The organism is Stenotrophomonas sp. 1337 (assembly GCF_031455455.1).
Classification (GTDB): domain Bacteria; phylum Pseudomonadota; class Gammaproteobacteria; order Xanthomonadales; family Xanthomonadaceae; genus Stenotrophomonas; species Stenotrophomonas indicatrix.
This window is the reverse complement of record NZ_JAVDSR010000003.1, coordinates 287,790-307,434: the sequence shown is the minus strand read 5'-3', so window position 1 is coordinate 307,434 and position 19,645 is coordinate 287,790. Positions and strand designations below refer to the sequence as shown.

At 63.9% G+C, this 19,645-nt stretch carries 17 protein-coding genes and 3 pseudogenes; 9 read left to right on the top strand and 11 right to left on the bottom strand.

Annotated features, from left to right (window positions below; translation table 11 throughout):
- The first annotated feature begins 11 nt into the window (after nucleotides 1-11).
- The gene (locus J2X70_RS07425; RefSeq protein WP_033831684.1) at nucleotides 12-1,301 is read left to right on the top strand and encodes a transporter; all 1,290 of its coding nucleotides are present in this window, start codon (nucleotides 12-14) and stop codon (nucleotides 1,299-1,301) included.
- A gap of 85 nt (nucleotides 1,302-1,386) precedes the next feature.
- Here J2X70_RS07425 and J2X70_RS07420 read toward each other — a convergent pair whose 3' ends face one another.
- Nucleotides 1,387-2,739, bottom strand: coding sequence for a sigma-54 dependent transcriptional regulator (locus tag J2X70_RS07420; RefSeq protein WP_309909660.1), 1,353 nt, complete (start codon nucleotides 2,737-2,739; stop codon nucleotides 1,387-1,389).
- 721 nt (nucleotides 2,740-3,460) lie between these two features.
- Here J2X70_RS07420 and J2X70_RS07415 point away from each other — a divergent pair.
- Both J2X70_RS07415 and J2X70_RS07410 read left to right on the top strand, forming a co-directional pair.
- Complete coding sequence (locus J2X70_RS07415; protein WP_309909658.1) at nucleotides 3,461-4,123, top strand: hypothetical protein; 663 nt, start codon at nucleotides 3,461-3,463, stop codon at nucleotides 4,121-4,123.
- A gap of 91 nt (nucleotides 4,124-4,214) precedes the next feature.
- Nucleotides 4,215-6,119 (top strand): P-loop NTPase fold protein, encoded by a 1,905-nt coding sequence (locus J2X70_RS07410; RefSeq protein WP_309909656.1) that lies wholly within the window; start codon nucleotides 4,215-4,217, stop codon nucleotides 6,117-6,119.
- On the opposite strand, the pseudogene J2X70_RS07405 reads toward J2X70_RS07410, so the two are convergent.
- The 8 genes and pseudogenes from J2X70_RS07405 to J2X70_RS07370 all read right to left on the bottom strand — a co-directional run.
- A pseudogene (locus tag J2X70_RS07405) lies at nucleotides 6,114-6,281 on the bottom strand (DUF2274 domain-containing protein); the annotation flags it as partial. The gene J2X70_RS07410 and the pseudogene J2X70_RS07405 sit on opposite strands and share 6 nt — an antisense overlap.
- Nucleotides 6,282-6,447: 166 nt before the next feature.
- A complete protein-coding gene (locus J2X70_RS07400) occupies nucleotides 6,448-6,672 on the bottom strand; it encodes a hypothetical protein (RefSeq protein WP_309909654.1) in 225 nt (74 codons plus the stop codon).
- Nucleotides 6,656-7,330: a hypothetical protein gene (locus tag J2X70_RS07395; RefSeq protein WP_309909652.1), complete on the bottom strand. Its 675-nt coding sequence runs from the start codon at nucleotides 7,328-7,330 to the stop codon at nucleotides 6,656-6,658. Before J2X70_RS07395 ends, J2X70_RS07400 begins: the two co-directional genes overlap by 17 nt.
- 528 nt (nucleotides 7,331-7,858) lie before the next feature.
- Entirely contained in the window at nucleotides 7,859-8,884 is a 1,026-nt protein-coding gene (locus J2X70_RS07390) for a DUF6236 family protein (RefSeq protein WP_309909650.1), read from the bottom strand.
- Between the two features lie 119 nt (nucleotides 8,885-9,003).
- Nucleotides 9,004-9,450: pseudogene (locus J2X70_RS07385) on the bottom strand (JAB domain-containing protein); the annotation flags it as partial.
- Nucleotides 9,441-9,899: pseudogene (locus J2X70_RS07380) on the bottom strand (integrase arm-type DNA-binding domain-containing protein); the annotation flags it as partial. The pseudogenes J2X70_RS07380 and J2X70_RS07385, both read right to left, overlap by 10 nt.
- Nucleotides 9,900-10,130: 231 nt before the next feature.
- Entirely contained in the window at nucleotides 10,131-10,907 is a 777-nt protein-coding gene (locus J2X70_RS07375) for a C40 family peptidase (protein ID WP_033831682.1), read from the bottom strand.
- Between the two features lie 132 nt (nucleotides 10,908-11,039).
- Nucleotides 11,040-11,579 (bottom strand): C40 family peptidase, encoded by a 540-nt coding sequence (locus J2X70_RS07370; protein WP_025876082.1) that lies wholly within the window; start codon nucleotides 11,577-11,579, stop codon nucleotides 11,040-11,042.
- A gap of 111 nt (nucleotides 11,580-11,690) precedes the next feature.
- On the opposite strand from J2X70_RS07370, the gene J2X70_RS07365 reads away from it, so the two are divergent.
- From J2X70_RS07365 to J2X70_RS07340, 6 genes are all read left to right on the top strand, one after another.
- Nucleotides 11,691-12,173 carry a peptidylprolyl isomerase gene (locus J2X70_RS07365; protein ID WP_025876084.1) on the top strand — a complete coding sequence of 161 codons (483 nt, stop codon included), beginning with the start codon at nucleotides 11,691-11,693 and terminating at the stop codon, nucleotides 12,171-12,173.
- Between the two features lie 99 nt (nucleotides 12,174-12,272).
- Nucleotides 12,273-13,517: a DUF418 domain-containing protein gene (locus tag J2X70_RS07360; protein ID WP_309909647.1), complete on the top strand. Its 1,245-nt coding sequence runs from the start codon at nucleotides 12,273-12,275 to the stop codon at nucleotides 13,515-13,517.
- A 171-nt stretch (nucleotides 13,518-13,688) separates the two neighbouring features.
- Nucleotides 13,689-15,047, top strand: coding sequence for a glutathione-disulfide reductase (gorA, locus tag J2X70_RS07355; protein WP_025876087.1), 1,359 nt, complete (start codon nucleotides 13,689-13,691; stop codon nucleotides 15,045-15,047).
- A gap of 284 nt (nucleotides 15,048-15,331) precedes the next feature.
- Nucleotides 15,332-16,252, top strand: coding sequence for a DMT family transporter (locus J2X70_RS07350; protein WP_099786106.1), 921 nt, complete (start codon nucleotides 15,332-15,334; stop codon nucleotides 16,250-16,252).
- Nucleotides 16,249-16,587: an MGMT family protein gene (locus J2X70_RS07345; RefSeq protein ID WP_223486363.1), complete on the top strand. Its 339-nt coding sequence runs from the start codon at nucleotides 16,249-16,251 to the stop codon at nucleotides 16,585-16,587. Before J2X70_RS07350 ends, J2X70_RS07345 begins: the two co-directional genes overlap by 4 nt.
- Before the next feature lie 93 nt (nucleotides 16,588-16,680).
- Nucleotides 16,681-17,355, top strand: a complete 675-nt coding sequence (locus tag J2X70_RS07340; RefSeq protein ID WP_025876091.1) for a rhomboid family intramembrane serine protease — start codon at nucleotides 16,681-16,683, stop codon at nucleotides 17,353-17,355.
- A 113-nt stretch (nucleotides 17,356-17,468) separates the two neighbouring features.
- Here the strand turns inward: J2X70_RS07340 and J2X70_RS07335 are convergent, their stop codons facing one another.
- Both J2X70_RS07335 and J2X70_RS07330 read right to left on the bottom strand, forming a co-directional pair.
- On the bottom strand, nucleotides 17,469-19,055 hold the full coding sequence (locus tag J2X70_RS07335; protein WP_279208844.1) for an NAD(P)/FAD-dependent oxidoreductase: 1,587 nt from the start codon (nucleotides 19,053-19,055) through the stop codon (nucleotides 17,469-17,471).
- On the bottom strand, nucleotides 19,052-19,534 hold the full coding sequence (locus J2X70_RS07330) for a VOC family protein (protein WP_059064748.1): 483 nt from the start codon (nucleotides 19,532-19,534) through the stop codon (nucleotides 19,052-19,054). Before J2X70_RS07330 ends, J2X70_RS07335 begins: the two co-directional genes overlap by 4 nt.
- Nucleotides 19,535-19,645: the final 111 nt, after the last annotated feature.

The window sequence follows — 19,645 nt, the reverse complement described above, 5'->3', positions numbered from 1 at the left end:
AGGTCACCGACATGCACACTCTCTACCGGCTTACTCCGCTGGCGCTGGCGGCGCTGGCGGCCACTGCCTTCGCCCAGCAGCCTGCGCCCAGTGATGGCGCCGACATGCAGGCATTGATCGCGCAACTGGAACAGCTCAAGGCCAATTACGCACAGGAGGTACGACGCCTGCGCGAACTGGACATGCAGGTGCAGGCGATGCAGGCGCGGCTGAGTGGTCGCGCAGGCCCCGGTGCGACGCCCGCTGCGCCGTTGGCGCCGGCTGCGGCATCCGCGGTACCGCCCAGCAGCGAAGGCTATGCCAGCAGCGCGGCCGAGGCACAGCAGGCCAAGCAGGAGGCCCGGCGCAGCGTGGATGACGTCAAGCAGCAGCAGGCGGCATTGTTCTCGCGCCGGTTCACCATCGAAAACGGCCTCACCTATGCACGCTACGACCGCAAGCAACTCACGCTCAACGGGTTCCTCGCCCTGGATGCGATCTTCCTTGGCAACATCGCGATCGAGAACGTCGAATCCGATTCGTTGACCTACAACCTGGCTGCGCGCTGGGGCGTCAGCCCCAATCTCACCTTGAACATGGACGTGCCGTACCTGGCACGGCGCACGGTCTACCAGAAGGGCGGTGCCGGCGGTGCCGCGGCGGCGATCGCGCAGGAAGAAACCAACGGCAGCGGCATCGGCGATGTCAGCCTGAGTGCCAACTACCGGCTGTTCTCCGAACGCGGCTGGCGCCCGGAGACGGTGCTGACCGGTGGCGTTACCGCACCAACGGGCCGCGCACCCTATGGGCTGGACTGGAAAGTAATCGAGCGCGATGACGATGACTACATCCGCTTCGCGGTGCCGCAGGAACAGCCGACCGGCAACGGCGTGTGGCAGGCCAACCTGGGCGTATCGATGGTGAAGACCGCCGATCCGGCGATCCTGTTCGCCAACGCCGGCTACATCCATTCGTTCCCGCGCGGTTTCAGCGATATCGACAGCAACCCGGATACGGTCAACCCCGGCGATGTGAAACTGGGCGGTTCGGTGTACTTCGGTGCCGGCGTGGCATTCGCGTTCAACGAGCGCACCAGCCTGAGCATTTCCTTCAGCGACAAGATCAGCACGCGCGCCTCGACCCGGTTCAAGGGCGGTGAATGGGTGAAGGTGATCGGCAGCGATGCCAATGCGGCCTCGCTCAATCTCGGCGTGACCTACGCGTTGAACCAGCACACCACGCTGGTGACGCTGCTGGGCATCGGCCTGACCCCGGATGCGCCGGACTTCACCCTGGCATTCAAGGTGCCGTACATGTTGTAAGCGCGGCAGCCCGGCATGGCGCGGCGCTGCACGGCCGCGCTTTGCCGGTGTCGGGTCAGGCCCGGCCGCGCAGGGGCCTGCGTTGTCAGCGCTGCGCCGGCAGCTCCAGATGATGCTTGCGGCACAACCGGTATATCGTGACCCGCGAGATCTGCATGTGCCGCGCACACGCCGACACGTTGTAGCCATGCTGGCGCAGGGCCTGCAGCAGTACATCGCGCTCCACCTGGCCACGCGCATCCTGCAGCAGCGCGCGCCGCGCAGGGGCGTCCGGCTCTGCCAGGTCCAGGTCAGCGGCGTTGATCAGCTCGCCTTCGGCCACGATCGCTGCCCGCTGCACGCGGTTCAACAACTCACGTACGTTGCCGGGCCAGTCGAACCCGCGCATCGCCTGGAGCGCACCAGGGTCGAAACCACGTGCGCGGCCGGCATGACGTTGGCGGAATGCGCGCAGGAAGTGTTCGGCCAGCAGCAGGACATCGGCGCCGCGTTCGCGCAGCGATGGCATCGGCAGGCGCAGCACATTGAGGCGGTAGTACAGATCGCGACGGAAACGCCCGTGGGCGACCGCCTGTTCCAGTTCGACATGGGTGGCCGCCAGCACGCGCACATCCACCCGCAGTGGCTGGTTGCTGCCAACCCGTTCCAGCGTGCCCTCCTGCAGCACCCGCAGCAGACTGGTCTGTGCATCCGCAGGCAGGTCGCCGACCTCATCGAGGAATACTGTGCCGCCATGGGCTGTTTCGAACAGGCCGATGCGACGTTGGGAAGCGCCGGTGAAAGCGCCACGCTCGTGACCGAACAGTTCGGACTGCACCAGGTTGGCGGGAATGGCGCCGCAGTTCACCGCCAGGAAGGGCTTTCCTGCGCGCCCGGACAGCGCATGCAGCGCCTGCGCGGCCAGCTCCTTGCCGGTGCCGGTTTCGCCCGTTACCAGCACCGGCAGCTCGACCGGGGCGAATTTGTGCAGGGCAGTGCGGACGGCCAGCAGGGGGGCGCTGTTGCCGATCAGTGCAGGAAGACCGCCACCGTTGTGGGGCGCGGCAAGTGGCAGGTCATCGCCGTCACACTGGCGCTGCATCGCCGACAGCAGGTCGGGAAGCTCCAGCGGCAGCGAGAACTGATCCTGGCAGGCCCGCAGCAGCGCGCCCCAGGCAGGAGGAGGGCTGCCCAGCCCCGCGGGAAGCACGGCCAACCAGGGCAGGTGATGGTGCTGCTCGACCCACGGCAGCAACAGCTGCGCCGCCTCTGCATCCAGATGGCGAAGATCGACGACGGCGACCAGATGATCACGACCGCGCAGGCCAATGGCCATGGCGGGCGTAGGGCTGACACAGCGCAGTTGCCATCCTGCGGCTGCCAGCGCGCCGCGCTCGGTGGCCGGTGGCTGGCCGAACCAGATCACGCAGCGCGATGGAATCTCCAGGCTTGCCGCCATGCCTTCCCCCAGCATCCGGGCAACGCGGGCGGCTGACAGGTCATCATCGGTGTGCCGCCCCACGCCGGGATGCTGCGGCCACGCGTGGGTGGCCGGTTGCGGCCCAATCAGGCCGTGACATCAATGACCAACGCAGCATGCGTCGGCCAGCGGCCATTGCCGGCCCAATGAGCCAACAAAAAAGGCCTGTGTTAAGTCCCTCCAGCGACTTGGCGGGGCTTGGAACCTCTTTTCTGACAAACAGTTAGCGCCGATAGCGCTCTCTTTCGCATTGGCGCTAGATTCTCCTAGGAGCCACATGGGAGCCACGGCGAGGCAGCTGCTTCGCGCTAGGGCGCGCCATATCTGTGTGGTCCTCCAAGGCTCGCCACCAACGCACTCCATTGCCCAATGGTTCAATACTAATTTATTGGATTTCGTATGGGTTGGACGCCAGCGAGGAGGCGTTGCGGGCCGCCGTCGATGACGTGACCATATTGTCGAGTACATCCAGCGGACGCTAAGGAACGTGAAACCATGGAAGGACAGCCACTGAACTCTCCAATAAGGGGGGGGGGGCGCCGCCGAGTTCGGCTACTACCCAAAGCCCTGCGACATAGACACAAACCGCTTTTCGGTCCGAACGCTCACGGCGGTGATGGGAGATCCCCGCACCGTGAATGGCTGGATCTACCCTGGCCCACAAAGTCATCGAAACGTATCCGGCGGCACGATCCGTACGATGCCGTATCCGTCACGGGTCTTTGGTTTGCCCAAGACCCATGTCCTGACCCTTCATCAAAGCACCAACCCACTCGACCTTGAGTTCGTCGTGTGGTGCCTTGCCTTCTTCCTAGGCATGCCATTGACGACGACCGAGGCCGGCTTCCTCGACGCGGCGCCGACCAAGCCCGGCAAGCTCGTGGACTTCGGTTTGACTCGCCCGGGCGATGAAGGCGATGCCATCGGATTGGCGTTGGGCTTTCTCAATGCCGAACCCGGCGATTCACGGGCCCCCAAGCGCGTCGCGGCCGTCATCCATGCGTTGTTCCTGTCGCAATATCCTCAGAGCCTTCCCTTTGAGGGGTTCCAGTACTTCTACATGGCACTGGATGGGTGCTTCCAGCTCATTTCAGCCAAGGGAGGGATAGAGCGCCCTCGAAGCCACGGTGAGCGCATTCAGTGGATGTGTGCGATGTTCGACATGCCAGTCCCCGATTGGGCCAGGCATGCTACGTCCGTCGCTCTCGGTTGTTCGGAACAACGCCTTCCACGAGGGGCTCTTCTTTGGCGAGCCGCTTGGATTCTCGATCTATGGTGGCAATCAGCCGGCAGCAGATCCTGGCAACACGCCGCTCCAGATGCAGGCGTTAGTCAGCCGGCTCTTGGTCGCAATCCTTGGTAAACCAGAAGCAAGCTACGCCAAGTTCCACGTCAATACGCGTCGGCGTCACGGACTCAACCTCCGTGAGTGAAATGTCGAATTGGAAAGATCGATGACCAGCCGGATCAGGAAGAAATCCATGCCGTCGAAAGCAGAAGAACGAGCTCAAACCACACCGTCCGAAGTAAACAAGAATTCTGGGGATGAGATGACGGATCGCAACGTTCACGTCAAAGACTACTTGCGTTATTACCTTTCGCTGTCCACGTCGCCGGGATTCGCCGTTCTTCTGGATGGCCCCTGGGGGATCGGCAAGACCTTCGTCATCAAGAAATTCCTGGACACGCTGGACAAGGAAACGACGCCGTACATCTATGTCAGCCTCTATGGCATCCGATCGGTCGACGACATCGACGACGCCATCCTTCAAGGCATGTATCCCGTGCTGGCGAACAAGAGCGTTGAACTGGGAGGCCGGGCGCTCAAGTCGATCGGAAAGTATTTCAACGTGGAACTGGATCTGAAAGCGAAGGACTTCCTCAACAAGTCCAAGGCCAACGTCTATGTGTTTGATGATCTGGAGCGATGTGAGATGCCCATCAACGCCGTGATGGGTTACATCAACGTGTTCGTGGAGCACGAGGGCCGCAAGGTCATACTCATTGCGAACGAGAAGGAGATCGACGATCAGTCGAAGTACAAGCGTGTTCGCGAGAAGCTCGTAGGCAAGGTGTTCGAAGTTCAGTCGTCACTCGAGGAGGCACTGCAAGGATTCTTCGTCGCGGTCAAGGACGAGGCCGCGAGACATTTCATCTCCTCCAGTGTTTCCATCATCTCGGAGGTCTACCACCAGTCTGAGATGAACAACCTCAGAGTTCTTCAGCAAACCATCCTGGATTTCGAACGACTCCACATCGTCTTAGAAGAGAGGCATCGGAAGAACGATGAGGCAATGAAGGCCCTGCTGGCTCTCCTGTTCGCGCTCTCATTCGAGGTCAAGGCAGGAAGGCTTGCTCCAGACGACATGAAGAATCGCCGGACCCATCTCTTGTCTTCGTACATGCGGAATAAGCAAGAAGACTACGTTCCCCCCAAGATTATCGCCGTCAACGATCGATATCCTCTTGCGCGGGTCGATGCAGACCTTCTCTCGGACGATACCTTGATCGACCTGATCGTGAGAGGCATCGTTGACCGGCAGAAAATTCGCGATGAGCTGGATGGAAGTTCTTTCTTCTTTACGGCTGAGCGAGAGCCCGCTTGGCGGACCGTATGGAACTCTCATGAACGCACGGAAGAAGAGTTCAATGTGGCGCTCGCCGAGATGACGCGGGCATTCGCCGCGCATGAATACACGGTCCTCGGAGAGGTACGGCATGTTTTCGGCATTCAGCTCCGGCTATCGAGGATCGGTGTGACGGCGGGCAGTCACGCACAGGTCGTTGCCGAGGCGAAGAGCTATGTGGACTACCTGTACGAGCATGGATTGCTCGAGCCCATTGAACCGCACCGGAACCGTTTCGGTGTCGATTTCGATAGCCATGCTGGATTGGGCTACATGGAGGCCTCTTCGGCAGAGTTCAAGGAACTCTCCGACTATCTGAACCAGAAACGCCATGCGGCTGCGGTCGATCTTCGACCCGCCATTGCCAATGATCTCCTCAAGGCGATGTTGGACGACCCCAGCCAGTTCCTCCGCCGGATCTGCTTGACCAATCACGAGGACAATGAGTTCTACAACATCCCGGTCCTGGCCTCTCTGCACGCGCGTGAATTCGTAGACGCATTCCTCGGCCTTCATCCGGAAAAGCAGCGGACGGTGATGTTGGCGCTCAAGATGCGCTATCAAAATGGCATGATCGACCATGATCTGGTGGACGAACGTCTTTGGGCAACCGAGGTCAGAGACCAAATACTGACAGCGAGTGCTGCAATGTCTCCCATTTCAAAAGATCGATTGCAGCGACTTGTTACCTACGGTCTTGATGAAGCACTCGTTTCCACTGAACAATCATAGGCTCCTAGGGCGAGGCATGTTCGCTTCGCCGGAACCCCGATCTCCTTCCATGAAGGCGTCGAGCATGAGCGGAATGAGTGCCGCCGCGCCGACGGATTCGCCGTAGGCCTGCGCGTGCATCGCTGCATAGCGATCCAGCTGCGCCTTCAGGGCCGCCGGACAGACGTTGGAATCAGCCTATTAAATCAATCGTGGCTTCAGGCCGAAGCACCCAGATGCCACAAATAAGCCTTGCGAAAGATAGCTCATTGGTGCGGATTCATGCCGCAGCTCATTCGGGTCTTCCCGCGGTACTCCAGCCACCACGCAGCCATACTGCGGCGAATAGTCAGCCCAGCACCATCCTCAGCCATTGGCGGATCGGTGCATGTCCTACGCCGAAGAGGCCGGAAATGACGAACAACGCGGCGATCAGGACGAAGCGAATGTCGCGCGAGATCAGCGCACGCAGCCGTGCCTTGTCGTTCTTGAAGGCGCAGTAGGGCGCATCCCCTGATCGCGGGGGGCGCGCGAGATCCTTGTGGAGATGGGGAGGTTCATTGGCCGTCGACATGTCCGGTCCCAGCCTCTGGCTTGTCGCTTGCCTTCTTGATCTTGGCGCGCGCTTCCTTCTTGCCCTTGGGACTGCCTTCGTTGGACACCTCGACCTCTGCTTCGTCGGCGGCGGCCAGTTCGTCCAGCAACTGCTGATACTCGTGAAGGTCACGCTTGGCGCCGATCTCGTTGAGCCGGTCTTCAAACCGGTCCGCGAGGGTCGACTGCAGCATCTTCTTTTCATCGAGCTGGGCGAGGACCACGTTGGGGTTGAGGAGCAGGACATAGTGGAACTCCCCACTCGTGCCCTTCTTGCTGCGGATGAAGCCCAGTTCCCGTAGTCGCTTCATGCGGCGGCGCCAGGTGTCGCTGGCCCGCTCGCCGGAGAAGCCTGCTTCTGCCGCAAACATGGTGGGCGACTCGATGACGATGAGAGGGTGGTCGGGGGCGCGCGCCCACAGGCAGAGGAGGGTGTGCCCGGCAGGATTGCCCTTGGACAGCGCGTCGATGGCTTGCATGGCGATGGGAAGCGTTCGCGGAATGGTGGAGTAGCCGTCGTTGGTCTTCCGGTTCCACAGAGGTTCGCGGACGTAGTCCGGGAAGTGCTTCATCATCTGCTCTGCCGCGCGCTCGGCCATCCTGGGGCGCGGGAGCTGGGCTTTCTTCGTCGTCGTCATAGACTGCGTCCTAAGAGGGGCGTGGGCACCATTACACTCCGCCGACGGCCAGATTACTAACCGTGAATGGACGCAATTGGGCCTCAATTGAGGCGAATATATACGCCTGGATTGTGCCGATTGCAATTGGATATCGAGCTCTTAATCTATTCGAGTTCGCTCGATCCCACAGATTGTGTAGAAAAAAATATATATATATCAATATGTTATGGAGATAGTGCGGTGCTCTGCGTACTCGGGTGCTCGGGGTGCTCCATGTGCTCGCGGGCTCCCAGTCGGGGGAAGGTTGCCAGGAAGGGGAAGGGAGGGGCTACGGGCGGCCCACGAACAAGGGCCCCGAAGGGCCCTTGCCGAGATACCGATCACCTCCTTCAGGTGCTCATCGCTAGGACGGGGTATCCGCGGACGAGAGCGCGCTCGCCGCGGTGCGATTGGGGCTGGCGCACCCGCGCCGATCCACCTCAATCGGAGCCGAGCTTTCTTCGCAGAACGGGCGTCAGATCGACGATGCCGGGGGCTGGGAGCGAATCAGCCACCCCCGAAGAGTCGCTGTGCGTGAGCAACGTAGGCCAAGGGACGATTTCGCACGGACAAGGGCCCCTGCATGCTGGTGAGCGCCGTGTATACGGCTCCCGCCAGCGTCAAGCTGGTAGCGGCATAGGACGCGACGGCAGTGGGTGGTGCTATGTAGGCCCCGAGTCCGGCACCGAGGACCGGCACCAGCCCTCCGAGTACCACCTTGCCGAATGAAGGCCGCATGGCTTCCTTGATCTCGGCAATGTCCTGTTCGCATTTTTGGAGAAACGCCGCATTGGCGTCTGCACGATCCTCTGCGGGGAGACGGGCAACCCTCGTGCACTCGACCTCGACCAGTGCTCGAAAGCGCTGAAGCAGATCGCCGTGCTGTTGCTTGAACTTCACCAGTTTGGCAATGCCCACTGGGCCGGACGGTACGGGCAGCAGGCTATGGAGTACGTGATTTCGGACGGACTGCCCATCGGCGGTATTGAAGCGGGTGGGGCCAAGGTCTGGTTGGAAGCAGCGCGCGAAGGCCATCTTGTTTGTTACGGGAGCGGCATCGACCTCGGGAATAGCCCCCAGGCAGGCTGCCAAGTAGGCCATGAAAAGATTGGCCGTGGCGCTTTCGACGCGGAACCAATTCCAACTGGCCGCTTCGGCCAGCCCCTCCTGAACCAGAAACCTCGGAATATCGCCCAACTTCTCCGCATGAATCAGGCTCACCTTGTCGGCATTCATCCAACGCCGGTGCCGGACTTTTGACCTGAGCCAGGACGAACGCCGAAGGCGTTCCTCGACCATTGCGATGAAGCTCTCATCGAATCTGGGCACATGATGCATGTATCGACCGGGTGCGATCGGAACGACCAAGCCATCCGTCAACAGGTCACGCATGAACGGAGTCATCTGCTCAGGGCGACGAAGCTGCTCTCTCGGCACGATGGCGGACATTCGGTCCCAATAGAGAAGCGACTTTGCCGTCCACGCATCATTCGGAAGAGAGATATGCGGAAAGAAGAGCGCATTGGCGCGCATGATCCTGGCCCCTGGTCCTTGTCTTCGACCTCATAAGCCTAGTACGGGTTTCCGCATTTTCAACGGGTGACGATTCCTGAATGGACGTCCAGAAAAAAGGGGCCGACGCGCCCTCGAGATCAGATCAGGCCGCGTTCGGCAAAGGACACCGCTCCGTTGCCTCCGACCACCAGGTGATCCACGATGCGCACGTCGATCAGCTTCAGCGCGTCCTTCACCTGCTGGGTGATCTTCCGATCCTCCGAACTCGGCTTCGGATCGCCGCTGGGGTGGTTGTGGCCAAGCACCACGGCCGCAGCGTTGACCCGCAGTGCGGCCTTGACCACCTCTCGCGTATACACCCGTGCCGAGTCGATTGTGCCGTGAAAAAGTTCTGCGTACTCGATCAGGCGCAGCTTCGTGTCGAGCAACAGCACGGCGAAGACTTCCCGCTCCAAGTCCCCCAACTTGGCGCAGAGGTAGGACTTGGCGCCCGCCTGCGTACCGAACGTTGCGCTGTGGTGCATCGTCTGCTCGACGGCGCAACGCGCGGCCTCCAGGATCTGCTCGGTCGTCGCCCGCTGATAGTGGCCCGCCTCACGTCCACTAGCTTCTTGCGGCCGAGCAGTGGGACGATGTTGCGGTCGATCACATCCTGATAGCCGTGCTGCGTGCTGGGCTTGTTGCGCTTCCTGGAATAGTCCTCCATGAATTTCTTGCACAGCGCCTCTACGGTCGGCGCCTTGCGTGCCTGGGCCTTGTCGCCGCCTGGATCGGCGGCCCGGCGGCCCGGCGGACCTCGGCCGGCCAGTCCTGCGCCATCACGCGGGCTTGCTCGACGGTCAGTTCGCTGAACTGGCCCAAGGCGGGCTTGCGGCGCTCGCCGGCATTCGTTCGGTGCTGGAGCATGAACACGCGGCGCCCGACTGGGGTAATCTTGCGCAGAAAGCCGGGTATGAGCGTATCGTGCAGTTCGATCGGCTGTGCCAGTGGGCGGCTTCCCCACCGCGCTCTTGGTGAGCTTTATCTTGGCCATGCTGACTCCTCGGAACGCTCAGGAATCCAGATGCCAGATGGGAGCCGCCGCGATGGAATTCAGAGCAGGTTTAGGGAAGCACCGGCACCGGATGGACGTGCGCAACTCTTTGATAAACCTGCTGTGTCGAGCTGCGACGCGAACCAGCGAAGCACCGGGCTACAGTCAGCGTGAAACAAAAAAGCCGCTGCAGGGCAGCGGCTTGCCAGGTCACGCGCGGACGGCCTCGACTCAGAGGTCGACCCGGCGGGCCTGCATGAACTTGTTGCCCCAGTAGCCGGTGAGCAGGGTGTCGACGCGGACGTCCTTGCCGGTGCTCGGAGCGTGCAGGAAGCGGCCATCGCCCACATAGATGCCGACGTGGTCGACCCGGCCCTTGCGGCCGAAGAACACCAGATCGCCTGCAGCCAGGGCGGCGCGGTCGTTGATCAGTTCGGCATTGGCGTCATGCGCCATTTCGCGCGAGACGCGCGGCAGCTCGATGCCCAGGGCCGAGCGGAACACGTAACCGACCAGGCCACTGCAGTCGAAGCCGCTGTCCGGATTGCTGCCGCCCCAACGGTACGGGGTGCCGAGCAGGGTCATGGCCCGGCGCAGCAACGACTGTACCTTGCCGTTGTCGGCAGCGTTGCCGACCACGACGCTGCCATTGGCGGCGCTGCTGGTGTCGTAATTGGCGAGGAGGCGGCTGAGGTCACCGGCCACCATGGCCGAGCGGTCCATCAGGGGAATGGTGTCATTGGCGGCCAGGTGCGGCAGCAGGGCGGCCAGGGTGGCGCTGGCGGCGGCATCGGCGCGGCTGCGCTGCGGAGCGGTGGCGTCGGCCTTGGCGGCTGCGCGGGGGGCGGTCTCGGCGGTGGCAGCCGGGGTCGCATCGGTACGGGTGGGAGCGGACTGCGACCAGGCGGGAAGGCTGGTCAGACACAATGCCAGGCCCAGCAGAAGCGGGCGGACACTACGCGAAGAAGCGGCGGTCTGGCCTTGGCACGTCGGGTCGTTTGTCGTCACGCGTCGGTCACAAGGAAAAAAACGATGGGGCATCATGCCCTGTAAAAGCAGTAATAAGTTAAAAATTCCGTTAATAAATCGTTAGTTGTGCCGTGATGATTGTCACAGTTTTAAACATATCGCCTGTTCATTTTAGCGAAGGACGCGTTTCGCCCCTGTGTAGTGGTCCTTCCAATAGGGGCCACTGAGGGAATCCAGGCGGACCGTTCCGCCGGTGCTCGGGGCGTGCACGAATCGACCTTCGCCCACGTAGATACCGACGTGGCTGACACTGCCGCGACTGCCAAAAAAGACCAGATCGCCGGTTGCCAGGCGCTTCGGGTCGATCTTCGGCCCCTGTACCGCCGCCAGGTCGCGTGAGGTCCGCGGCAGCTTCAGGTCCAGCATTTCACGGTAGACGTAAGCGACCAGGCCGCTGCAGTCGAAGCCGGATTCGGGCGTGTTGCCGCCGTAGCGATAGGGCGTGCCGACCAGGCTGATGGCGCGCATCAGCACTGAATTGGCGGCCTCGGGGTTGTCCGGCGTGGTGCTGGGCCAGCTTGCCGCAGGCGGCGGCGGTGCGGAACGGACGGCCTTGCCGCCGCCGCAGGCGGTCAGCAGCAGGGGCAGGGCCAGCAGCAGGGCGGGCGCGAGGAGCCGGCGCGTGCCGGACGAAACTGGCGTGATGTGCATGTTCTCCGGATAATGCGCGACCTTGGATTGGCCGTCATGATGGCGGCGTCCCCGCCGGGCGACAACCCGCCCCAACCCGCCTGCCTCCGGCAGATCCAGACAGAGTTGCGCATGAAGATCGAAAAAGACCGCGTTGTCCGCTTCCACTACACCGTCTCCGAGGCCGGCCAGGAGCCGATCGAATCGTCCAAGGACCGCGGCGAGCCGCTGGCGATCCTGATCGGCCACGGCAACATCATCCCGGGCCTGGAAAACGCCATGATGGACAAGGAAGCCGGCGCGACCTTCGACGTCGACGTCAAGGCGGCCGATGCCTACGGCGAGCGCCGTGATGGCCTGTCCCAGCGCGTGCCGAAGAAGCACTTCGGTACCGCCAAGCTGGTCCCGGGCCAGCAGGTCGTGCTGCAGACCAACTTCGGCCCGCGTGCCGTGACCGTGCAGAAGGTCGGCATGAGCGTGGTCGACGTCGACCTGAACCATCCGATGGCCGGCAAGGACCTGCATTTCGACGTCGAGATCGTCGACGTGCGCGAAGCCGGCAAGGAAGAGCTCGAACACGGCCACGTCCACGGTGACGGTGGTCACCAGCACTGATCGCACCGCGATCGTGATGGCAGCAACGGCCCGCTTCGGCGGGCCGTTGCGTATCTGGAACAGGGCGGGGCCATCCATGGCCCGCAGGCCGGCGGCATAATGACGGACCTGCACGCCGGATGCCCCGTGAACACCGCTTCCCCTTCCCTGCAACCGGTGGCTTCCGGCGAACGCATCGCCGTGCTGGACATACTGCGTGGCTTCGCCCTGCTGGGCATCCTGCTGATGAACATCGAGGCCCTCAGCGGGCCGCTGGACCTGGCCTTTACGGGCATCGACGCGCATTGGCAGGGCATCGACTACTGGGCCGATGCCTTCGTCTATGTGTTCGTGCAGGGAAAATTCTTCACCCTGTTCTCGCTGCTGTTCGGGGCGGGCTTTGCGGTGATGGCCCAGCGCGCCGAGGCGGTGGGTCGCCAGTTCACTCCGTTCTACCTGCGTCGCAGCGCCGGGCTGCTGCTGATCGGCCTGTGCCATGCACTGCTGGTCTGGTCGGGCGACATCCTGGTGCTGTATGCGCTGGCCTCGCTGCCATTGCTGGCCTGCCGTGAGGCACCGCGCAGCTGGCTGCCCTGGATGGGGTTGCTGGTGTATGCGCTGGGTGTTGCGCTGATGCTGCTGGTCGGCGCGATGGTGTCGATGGCCACCCCGCAGGACCTGCAGAAGATGCTGGTCGACGCGCAGCAGGGCATCGACCAGCAACGTCTGGTGTACGGCCAGGGTGACTGGATGCAGGCCAACGTGCAGCGCCTGCATGAGTTCGGCGCGTCGCTGGGTGGCATGTTCATTTCCGGGCCCGAAGTGCTGGGCATGTTCCTGCTGGGGGCCTGGTTCGCCGGCAGCGGCGCATTGACCGCGCCGGAGCGTTTGCCGCGGTTGTATGCCGGCCTGCGCTGGATCGCATTGCCGCTGGGCCTGCTGGCCACCCTGGCAGGTGTGTTGTGGAAGCCGTATCTGGCGCCGGGTGTCTATGACCTGCCGACCACTGCGGCAATGGCACTGGTGGCCGTGGGCGGTGTGCCGATGTGCCTGGGCTACCTGGCCTGGATCGTGCACTGGCGCGCGCGCATGGGCTGGCTGGCGCCGGTCGGTCGGATGGCGTTGACCCACTACCTTGCCCAATCGGTGGTCTGCACGCTGCTGTTCTATCACTACGGGCTGGGATGGTTCGACGTGCTGCCGCGTGCCTGGCAGCTGCTGTTGGCACTGATGCTGTTTGCAGCGCAGGTGATCTTCAGCCATCTGTGGCTGCGCCGTTTCCGCTTTGGTCCAATGGAATGGCTGTGGCGTGCGATGACGTACCGGCAGTGGCCAGCACTGCGCCGTGGGGCCGGGCAGGCGTGATCGATGCCGGCCGCGCGCGTTTCGACCTGCGTGGCTGCATGCCCTCACGTCTGGCCTGCAGCGGGCCATGGCATGCTCGCAGCAGCATGGGTGACGGCGCCAACCCGCTGCCTGCCGATCTTCGTTGCGGGCGCTCGCCCGCCATCTTCCCTGTCGACTCGAGCGATTGCGATGAATACTCCCTCTTATGATTACGATCTGATCGTCCTTGGCGGCGGTTCCGCTGGCCTGGCCGGTGCCATCCGCGCTGCGCAGCATGGCAAGCGGGTTGCCCTGCTGGAGCCGGGTGAACTGGGGGGCACCTGCGTGAATGTCGGGTGCGTGCCGAAGAAGGCGATGTGGCTGGCCGCCGATCTGGCCGAGCGCATCGGCCTGGCCAGCGCGATGGGCTTCGACGTGGCGCCGCGTCCGGCGCTGTCGTGGAAGGAACTGGTGATCCATCGCCAGGCCTACATCAGCAACATCCACACCAGCTATCACAAGCGCCTGGATGAAACCGGCGTGGTGCGCATCCCGGCCCGCGGCCATCTGCTGGATGCGCACACCGTGGCGTGCAGTGATGGCGTGCGTTACAGCGCTGCGCAGATCCTCATCGCCACCGGCGCCCATCCGCAGCGGCCGGACATTCCCGGCGCCGAACTGGGCCTGGTATCCGACGATTTCTTCGACCTGCGTGCGGCACCGGCCGAGGTTGCCATCATCGGCGGCGGCTACATCGCGGTGGAACTTGCCGGGCTGTTGCAGGCACTGGGCAGCAAGGTGAGCCTGCTGGTACGTGGCAGCCGCCTGCTGGAGCGCTTCGACTACGAGCTGACCGCGCAGTTGGCCGAGAACCTTCGCCAGCAGGGCGTGCGCATCCACTTCGATTACCGTCTGCGTGAGTTGAAGCGCGACGGCGAACGCGTGCGCGCGTTCGGCCATGACGGCCCGATCGACAGTGTGTTCGACGCCGTGTTCTTCGCTACCGGCCGGCGCGGCAACAGCAAGGATCTCGGCCTGGAAGCACTGGGCATCGGCATCGGCGAACACCAGCAGGTGGAGGTGGACGCGTGGCAGACCACGGCGGTGCCAAGCGTGCATGCGGTCGGTGACATCGCAGGCAAGGTCGGCCTGACGCCGGTCGCCGTGGCTGCAGCGCGACGCCTGATGGATCGTCTGTTTGGTGGTCGCCCGGATGCGAAGATGGATTACGACAACGTGGCCAGCGTGGTGTTCTCACACCCGCCGCTGGGCGCGGTAGGCATGAGCGAGGAAGATGCACGTGCGCGCTTCGAGCAGGTGACCGTGTACCACAGCCGGTTCCGGCCGATGCTGCAGGCGCTGGCCAACGGCACCCAGCGCAGCCTGTTCAAGATGGTCTGCGCGGGCCCAGAGGAGCGCGTGGTGGGTGTGCACCTGCTCGGCGAAGCGGCCGACGAGATCCTGCAGGGTTTCGCGGTGGCGGTGAAGATGGGTGCGACCAAGGCCCAGTTCGACGACACGGTGGCGATTCACCCGACGTCTGCTGAAGAAGTGGTGTTGATGCGCTGAGCAGACACTCACGGTAGTGCCGGCCGCTGGCCGGCAACCTCGACAGCAACGGCAACGGCAACGGCAACGGCAACAGCAACAGCAACAGCAACAGCAAAAAGCTGGGTTCTTGTGGGATGGCGGGGTGGGTGTCGACCTTGGTCGACACGTAGATCCACGCCATGCGTGGATCAGGAGTTGCAATGAGCATGAACGGACATCGGATCGTTCGCCCGGAAGTGCCATGAGACAATTGAAAGCAATCCGGCTGCTTCCAGCCGCCCATGCGCCCCGTTTTTTTCCTGATGTCCACTTCTTCCCCCCGTATCGCCACCACGTCCCCGCGCATCGCTCTGGGCGGCATCGGCCTGGCTGCGATCGGCGCCATTGCCGCCTCGGGCAAGGCGATCATCGTCAAGCTGGGGCTGCGCCATGGCGTGGACGCGACCACGCTGCTGGCGCTGCGCATGCTGATGGCGCTGCCGCTGTTCGCGCTGATGGCGGTGTGGGCCTCGCGCCGCGCGGCGCCGTTGTCGTGGGCCGACCGCGCACGCGTGCTGTGGCTTGGCTTCACCGGTTACTACCTGTCCAGCCTGCTGGATTTCCAGGGCCTGCAGTACATCAGCGTGACCCTGGAACGGTTGATCCTGTACTTGAACCCGACCCTGGTGCTGCTGATCAACGTGCTGCTGGCGCGGCAGCGGCCGGGTCGGTGGCAGGTCGGCGCGCTGGTGCTCAGCTATCTCGGCGTGCTGATCGCGTTCGGCCATGACCTGCAGCGGGAGGGTGGGCAGATCATCCTCGGCAGCCTGCTGGTGCTGGGCAGTGCGCTCAGCTATGCGCTGTATCTGTTCGGCAGCGGCCAGGTGGTCGCCCGTATCGGCGCGGTGCGTCTGACCGCCTACGCCAGCTGCGTGGCCAGCGTACTGGTGCTGCTGCATTTCACCATTACCCATCCGCTGCCGTTGCTGTGGCAGGCCCCCGCTGCCGTGCAGTGGCTGTCGCTGATCAACGCGACGGTCTGCACCGTGCTGCCGGTGCTGGCGATCATGCTGGCGGTGCAGCGCGTCGGCTCGTCGCTGGCTGCGCAGGTGGGTATGCTGGGCCCGGTTTCCACCATCGTGATGAGCCTATGGCTGCTCGACGAACCGATGGGGCCGGCGCAGATCGCCGGCACCGTGCTGGTCCTGATCGGCGTGCTGCTGGTGACGCGGCTGCGCCGCTGACGCCGGAGCAGGCGCGTGCCCGCATCCTGGCGGTGATCCATGCGATCCCGCCAGGGCAGGTGATGGGCTACGGGCAGGTCGCGATGCGCGCCGGCCTGCCCGGACGCGCCCGGCTGACCGCACGCATCCTCGGCCAGAATGACGATCCCTCGCTACCCTGGCACCGGGTGCTGCGCTCGGATGGGCGCATCGCCATGGCTGAAGGTTCGGCCGGCTGGCGCGAACAATCGCAGCGGCTGCGCGCCGAGGGTGTCATCGTCGAAAACGGCCGGGTGCGGATGCCCGCGACCGACCCGGCGGCGGCGCTGGATGCGGCCGTATGGGGGCCGGGCTGATCGCTGCCTGCGACTGAACGGGCGACCGTCCGCGCTGGTCAAAAAGGGCCGGTGCTGCGGCTATGATGGAGGCCGTTCCATGCCGGTGTCCCCATGTTCCCGCGACTGCCAACCGTCACCAAGGCCCTGTTGATCGCCAACGCGATCCTGTTCCTGCTGCAGCAGCCGTTCCTGCTCGGCATGCAGACCTTCGAGCCGTTCATGCTGCAGCCGCTGCAACAGGGCTTCGATGCGTTCTCGCCGGGCGGCAATTTCCAGCCTTGGCAGCTGCTGACCTACGGCTTCCTGCATGGCAGTTTCTTCCATCTGTTCTTCAACATGCTGGCCGTCTTCATGTTCGGCGCGCCGCTGGAACAGACCTGGGGTGAGAAGCGCTTCCTGACCTACTACCTGGTGTGCGTGGTCGGCGCCGGCCTGTGCCAGTTGCTGGTCGGTACGATGCTCGACAATCCGGCCACGGTGCTGGGTGCGTCCGGTGGTGTGTTCGGCCTGCTGCTGGCCTACGGCATGCTGTTCCCCAACCAGCGGGTGATGCTGCTGTTCCCGCCGATTCCGATGAAGGCGCGTACGTTCGTGATCCTGTTCGGCGTGGGCGAGCTGGTGCTGGGCATGACCGGCTGGCAGCCGGGCGTGGCCCATTTCGCGCACCTGGGCGGCATGCTGTTCGGCTGGCTGCTGATCCGTTACTGGCGTGGCCAACCGCCGTTCAACAAGCGTCGTCCCCCGGGCCCGCCGAAGCGCCCGAACCACCTGCGCAGCGTGAAGTGAGGCGCAGGTGGGTGCCGACCGTTGGTCGGCACACCTTGTCCCACGCAGGTAGATGCCAATCTTGATTGGCACGCCTTGACGCCGGTAGGTGCCAATCTTGATTGGCACGCATTTCATGCATCGGCCAGCACCACCTGCGCCGCGTTGTGCCCGGGCGCGCCGGTGACCCCGCCGCCCGGATGCGTACCCGCACCGCACAGGTACAGGCCGGGCAGGGCGCCGCGATAGCCGGCCTGGCCGACCATCGGCCGCGCCGAGAACAGCTGGTTGGCGCTGAGCGCACCGTGGAAGATGTCGCCACCGATCAGCCCGAACGTCCGTTCCAGATCCAAGGGTGACAGTGCCTGTCGACCAAGCACGCTGTCGGCGAAGCCGGGGGCGAAGTGATCGACGGTGGCGATCATCAGGTCGGCGACGGTATCGCGGTGATCATCCCAGTGTCGGCCATCGGGCAATTCCGGCGCCACGTGCTGGCAGAACAGGCTGGCCACATGCTGCCCGGGTGGCGCCAGCGAATCATCCAGCGTGCTCGGAATCAGCATCTCCACGATCGGCTCGCGCGACCAGCCCTCGCGACGTGCGTCCAGCCAGGCGCGGTCCATGTAATCCAGGCTGGGCGCCATGATGATGCCGGCACTGAGGTGATCGCCGGGGCCGGGCAGGGCACGGAAATCCGGCAGACGCGACAGCGCCACGTTCATCCGGAACGTGCCCGAGCCGCAGCGCCAGTTCGCCATGCGTTCACGGGTGGTGAAGGGAACCTGGGCGGGCTGCAGCAGTTGTTCGTACAGCAGCTTCGGGTTGACGTTGGCCACCACGGCACGTGCGCGCAGGCTTTCGCCGCCGGACAGCGCGACGCCGACCACGCGCCCGTCTTCCACCAGCAGGTGCTGCACGCCGGCATCAACGCGCAGCTCGGCGCCGGCCGCACGCGCGGAGGCGGCGATGGCCTGGCTGATCGCGCCCATGCCACCGATGGCGTGGCCCCAGGCACCTTTGACCCCGTTGCACTGGCCGAACACGTGATGCAGCAGTACGTAGGCGCTGCCTGGCGTGTATGGGCTGGCGTAGTTGCCAACAATGCCATCGAAACCAAACAGGGCTTTGATCGGCTCGCTTTCGAACCAGCGATCCAGGTACTCGGCGGCCGACAGCGTGAACAGGTCCAGCAGTTCCTGGCGCAGTGCAGGGTCGAGTGCGGCCAACTCCCGTCCCAACCGGCCCATCTGCCACAACGCCGGCAACGCACGCCAGCCAGCCATCACCCCGAGGTCGGGCGGCGGACGCAGCGCCCAGTCGCGCAGCACATCGGCAAATACCTCCAGGCGCGCTTCATAGGCGGGCAGCGCCTGCGCATCGCGTTCGGAGAACTTCGCCACCTCGGCGTGGGTGCGGCCAGGTGCGGACAACAGGTAGCGGCCATCAGGCAATGGCAGGAAGTTGTTGGCTGGCCGCGCGACGATGCGCAGCCCGTGCGCATGCAACTGCAGCTCCTCGATCACCTTCGGCTGCAGCAGCGACACCGTGTACGAGGCCACCGAGTTGCGGAAGCCCGGGTGGAACTCCTCGGTGACAGCCGCACCGCCAAGGATGCCGCGACGCTCCAGCACCAGCACCCGTTGCCCTGCGCGCGCCAGATACGCCGCGCACACCAGCCCGTTGTGGCCGCCACCAACGATGATCGTGTCCAACGTCGTCATGCGTTGCGGATCGCCGCTTCGATGGTGGCGATGTCGATCTTCTTCATCGGCATCATCGCGTTGAAGGCGCGCTTGGCCAGGGCCTTGTCCTTGCTGGTCACCGCTTCGATCAGCATGCGCGGGCTGATCTGCCAGGACACGCCCCATCGGTCCTTGCACCAGCCGCATTGGCTTTCCTGGCCACCGTTGCCGACGATGGCATTCCACAGGCGATCGGTCTCGGCCTGGTCCTCGGTGGAAATCTGGAACGAGAACGCTTCGCTGTGCTTGAAGCTCGGGCCACCATTGAGGCCGACGCAGGGAATGCCGCAGACCGTGAATTCGACGGTGAGCACGTCCCCCTGTTTGCCGTCGGGGAAGTCGCCGGGCGCGTGATGCACAGCGGTTACTTCGCTGTCGGGAAAGGTCTTCGCATAGAACGTGGCGGCCTCGAGCGCGCCGTTGTCATACCAGACGCAGATCGTGTTCTTGTGAGCCATGGCGGGGCTCCGCAGTGGACGAAGGCGCAGCGATAGCATGGGCGGTGTTAATGCCGGATCGTGCTGCACTGCGGGAGCTGCCGGCGCCGCGCTACCATGGCCGGACGACAC

Coding starts and splice junctions, on each gene's coding strand:
- J2X70_RS07400 (WP_309909654.1), bottom strand. CDS start 6,672: ATGTCGACGGCCAATGAACCTCCCCATCTCCACAAGGATCTCGCGCGC.
- gorA (WP_025876087.1), top strand. CDS start 13,689: ATGAATACTCCCTCTTATGATTACGATCTGATCGTCCTTGGCGGCGGT.
- J2X70_RS07335 (WP_279208844.1), bottom strand. CDS start 19,055: ATGACGACGTTGGACACGATCATCGTTGGTGGCGGCCACAACGGGCTG.
- J2X70_RS07360 (WP_309909647.1), top strand. CDS start 12,273: ATGACGGACCTGCACGCCGGATGCCCCGTGAACACCGCTTCCCCTTCC.
- J2X70_RS07420 (WP_309909660.1), bottom strand. CDS start 2,739: ATGGCGGCAAGCCTGGAGATTCCATCGCGCTGCGTGATCTGGTTCGGC.
- J2X70_RS07370 (WP_025876082.1), bottom strand. CDS start 11,579: ATGCACATCACGCCAGTTTCGTCCGGCACGCGCCGGCTCCTCGCGCCC.
- J2X70_RS07340 (WP_025876091.1), top strand. CDS start 16,681: ATGTTCCCGCGACTGCCAACCGTCACCAAGGCCCTGTTGATCGCCAAC.
- J2X70_RS07410 (WP_309909656.1), top strand. CDS start 4,215: ATGACCAGCCGGATCAGGAAGAAATCCATGCCGTCGAAAGCAGAAGAA.
- J2X70_RS07330 (WP_059064748.1), bottom strand. CDS start 19,534: ATGGCTCACAAGAACACGATCTGCGTCTGGTATGACAACGGCGCGCTC.
- J2X70_RS07415 (WP_309909658.1), top strand. CDS start 3,461: ATGCCGTATCCGTCACGGGTCTTTGGTTTGCCCAAGACCCATGTCCTG.
- J2X70_RS07390 (WP_309909650.1), bottom strand. CDS start 8,884: ATGCGCGCCAATGCGCTCTTCTTTCCGCATATCTCTCTTCCGAATGAT.
- J2X70_RS07350 (WP_099786106.1), top strand. CDS start 15,332: ATGTCCACTTCTTCCCCCCGTATCGCCACCACGTCCCCGCGCATCGCT.
- J2X70_RS07365 (WP_025876084.1), top strand. CDS start 11,691: ATGAAGATCGAAAAAGACCGCGTTGTCCGCTTCCACTACACCGTCTCC.
- J2X70_RS07395 (WP_309909652.1), bottom strand. CDS start 7,330: ATGACGACGACGAAGAAAGCCCAGCTCCCGCGCCCCAGGATGGCCGAG.
- J2X70_RS07425 (WP_033831684.1), top strand. CDS start 12: ATGCACACTCTCTACCGGCTTACTCCGCTGGCGCTGGCGGCGCTGGCG.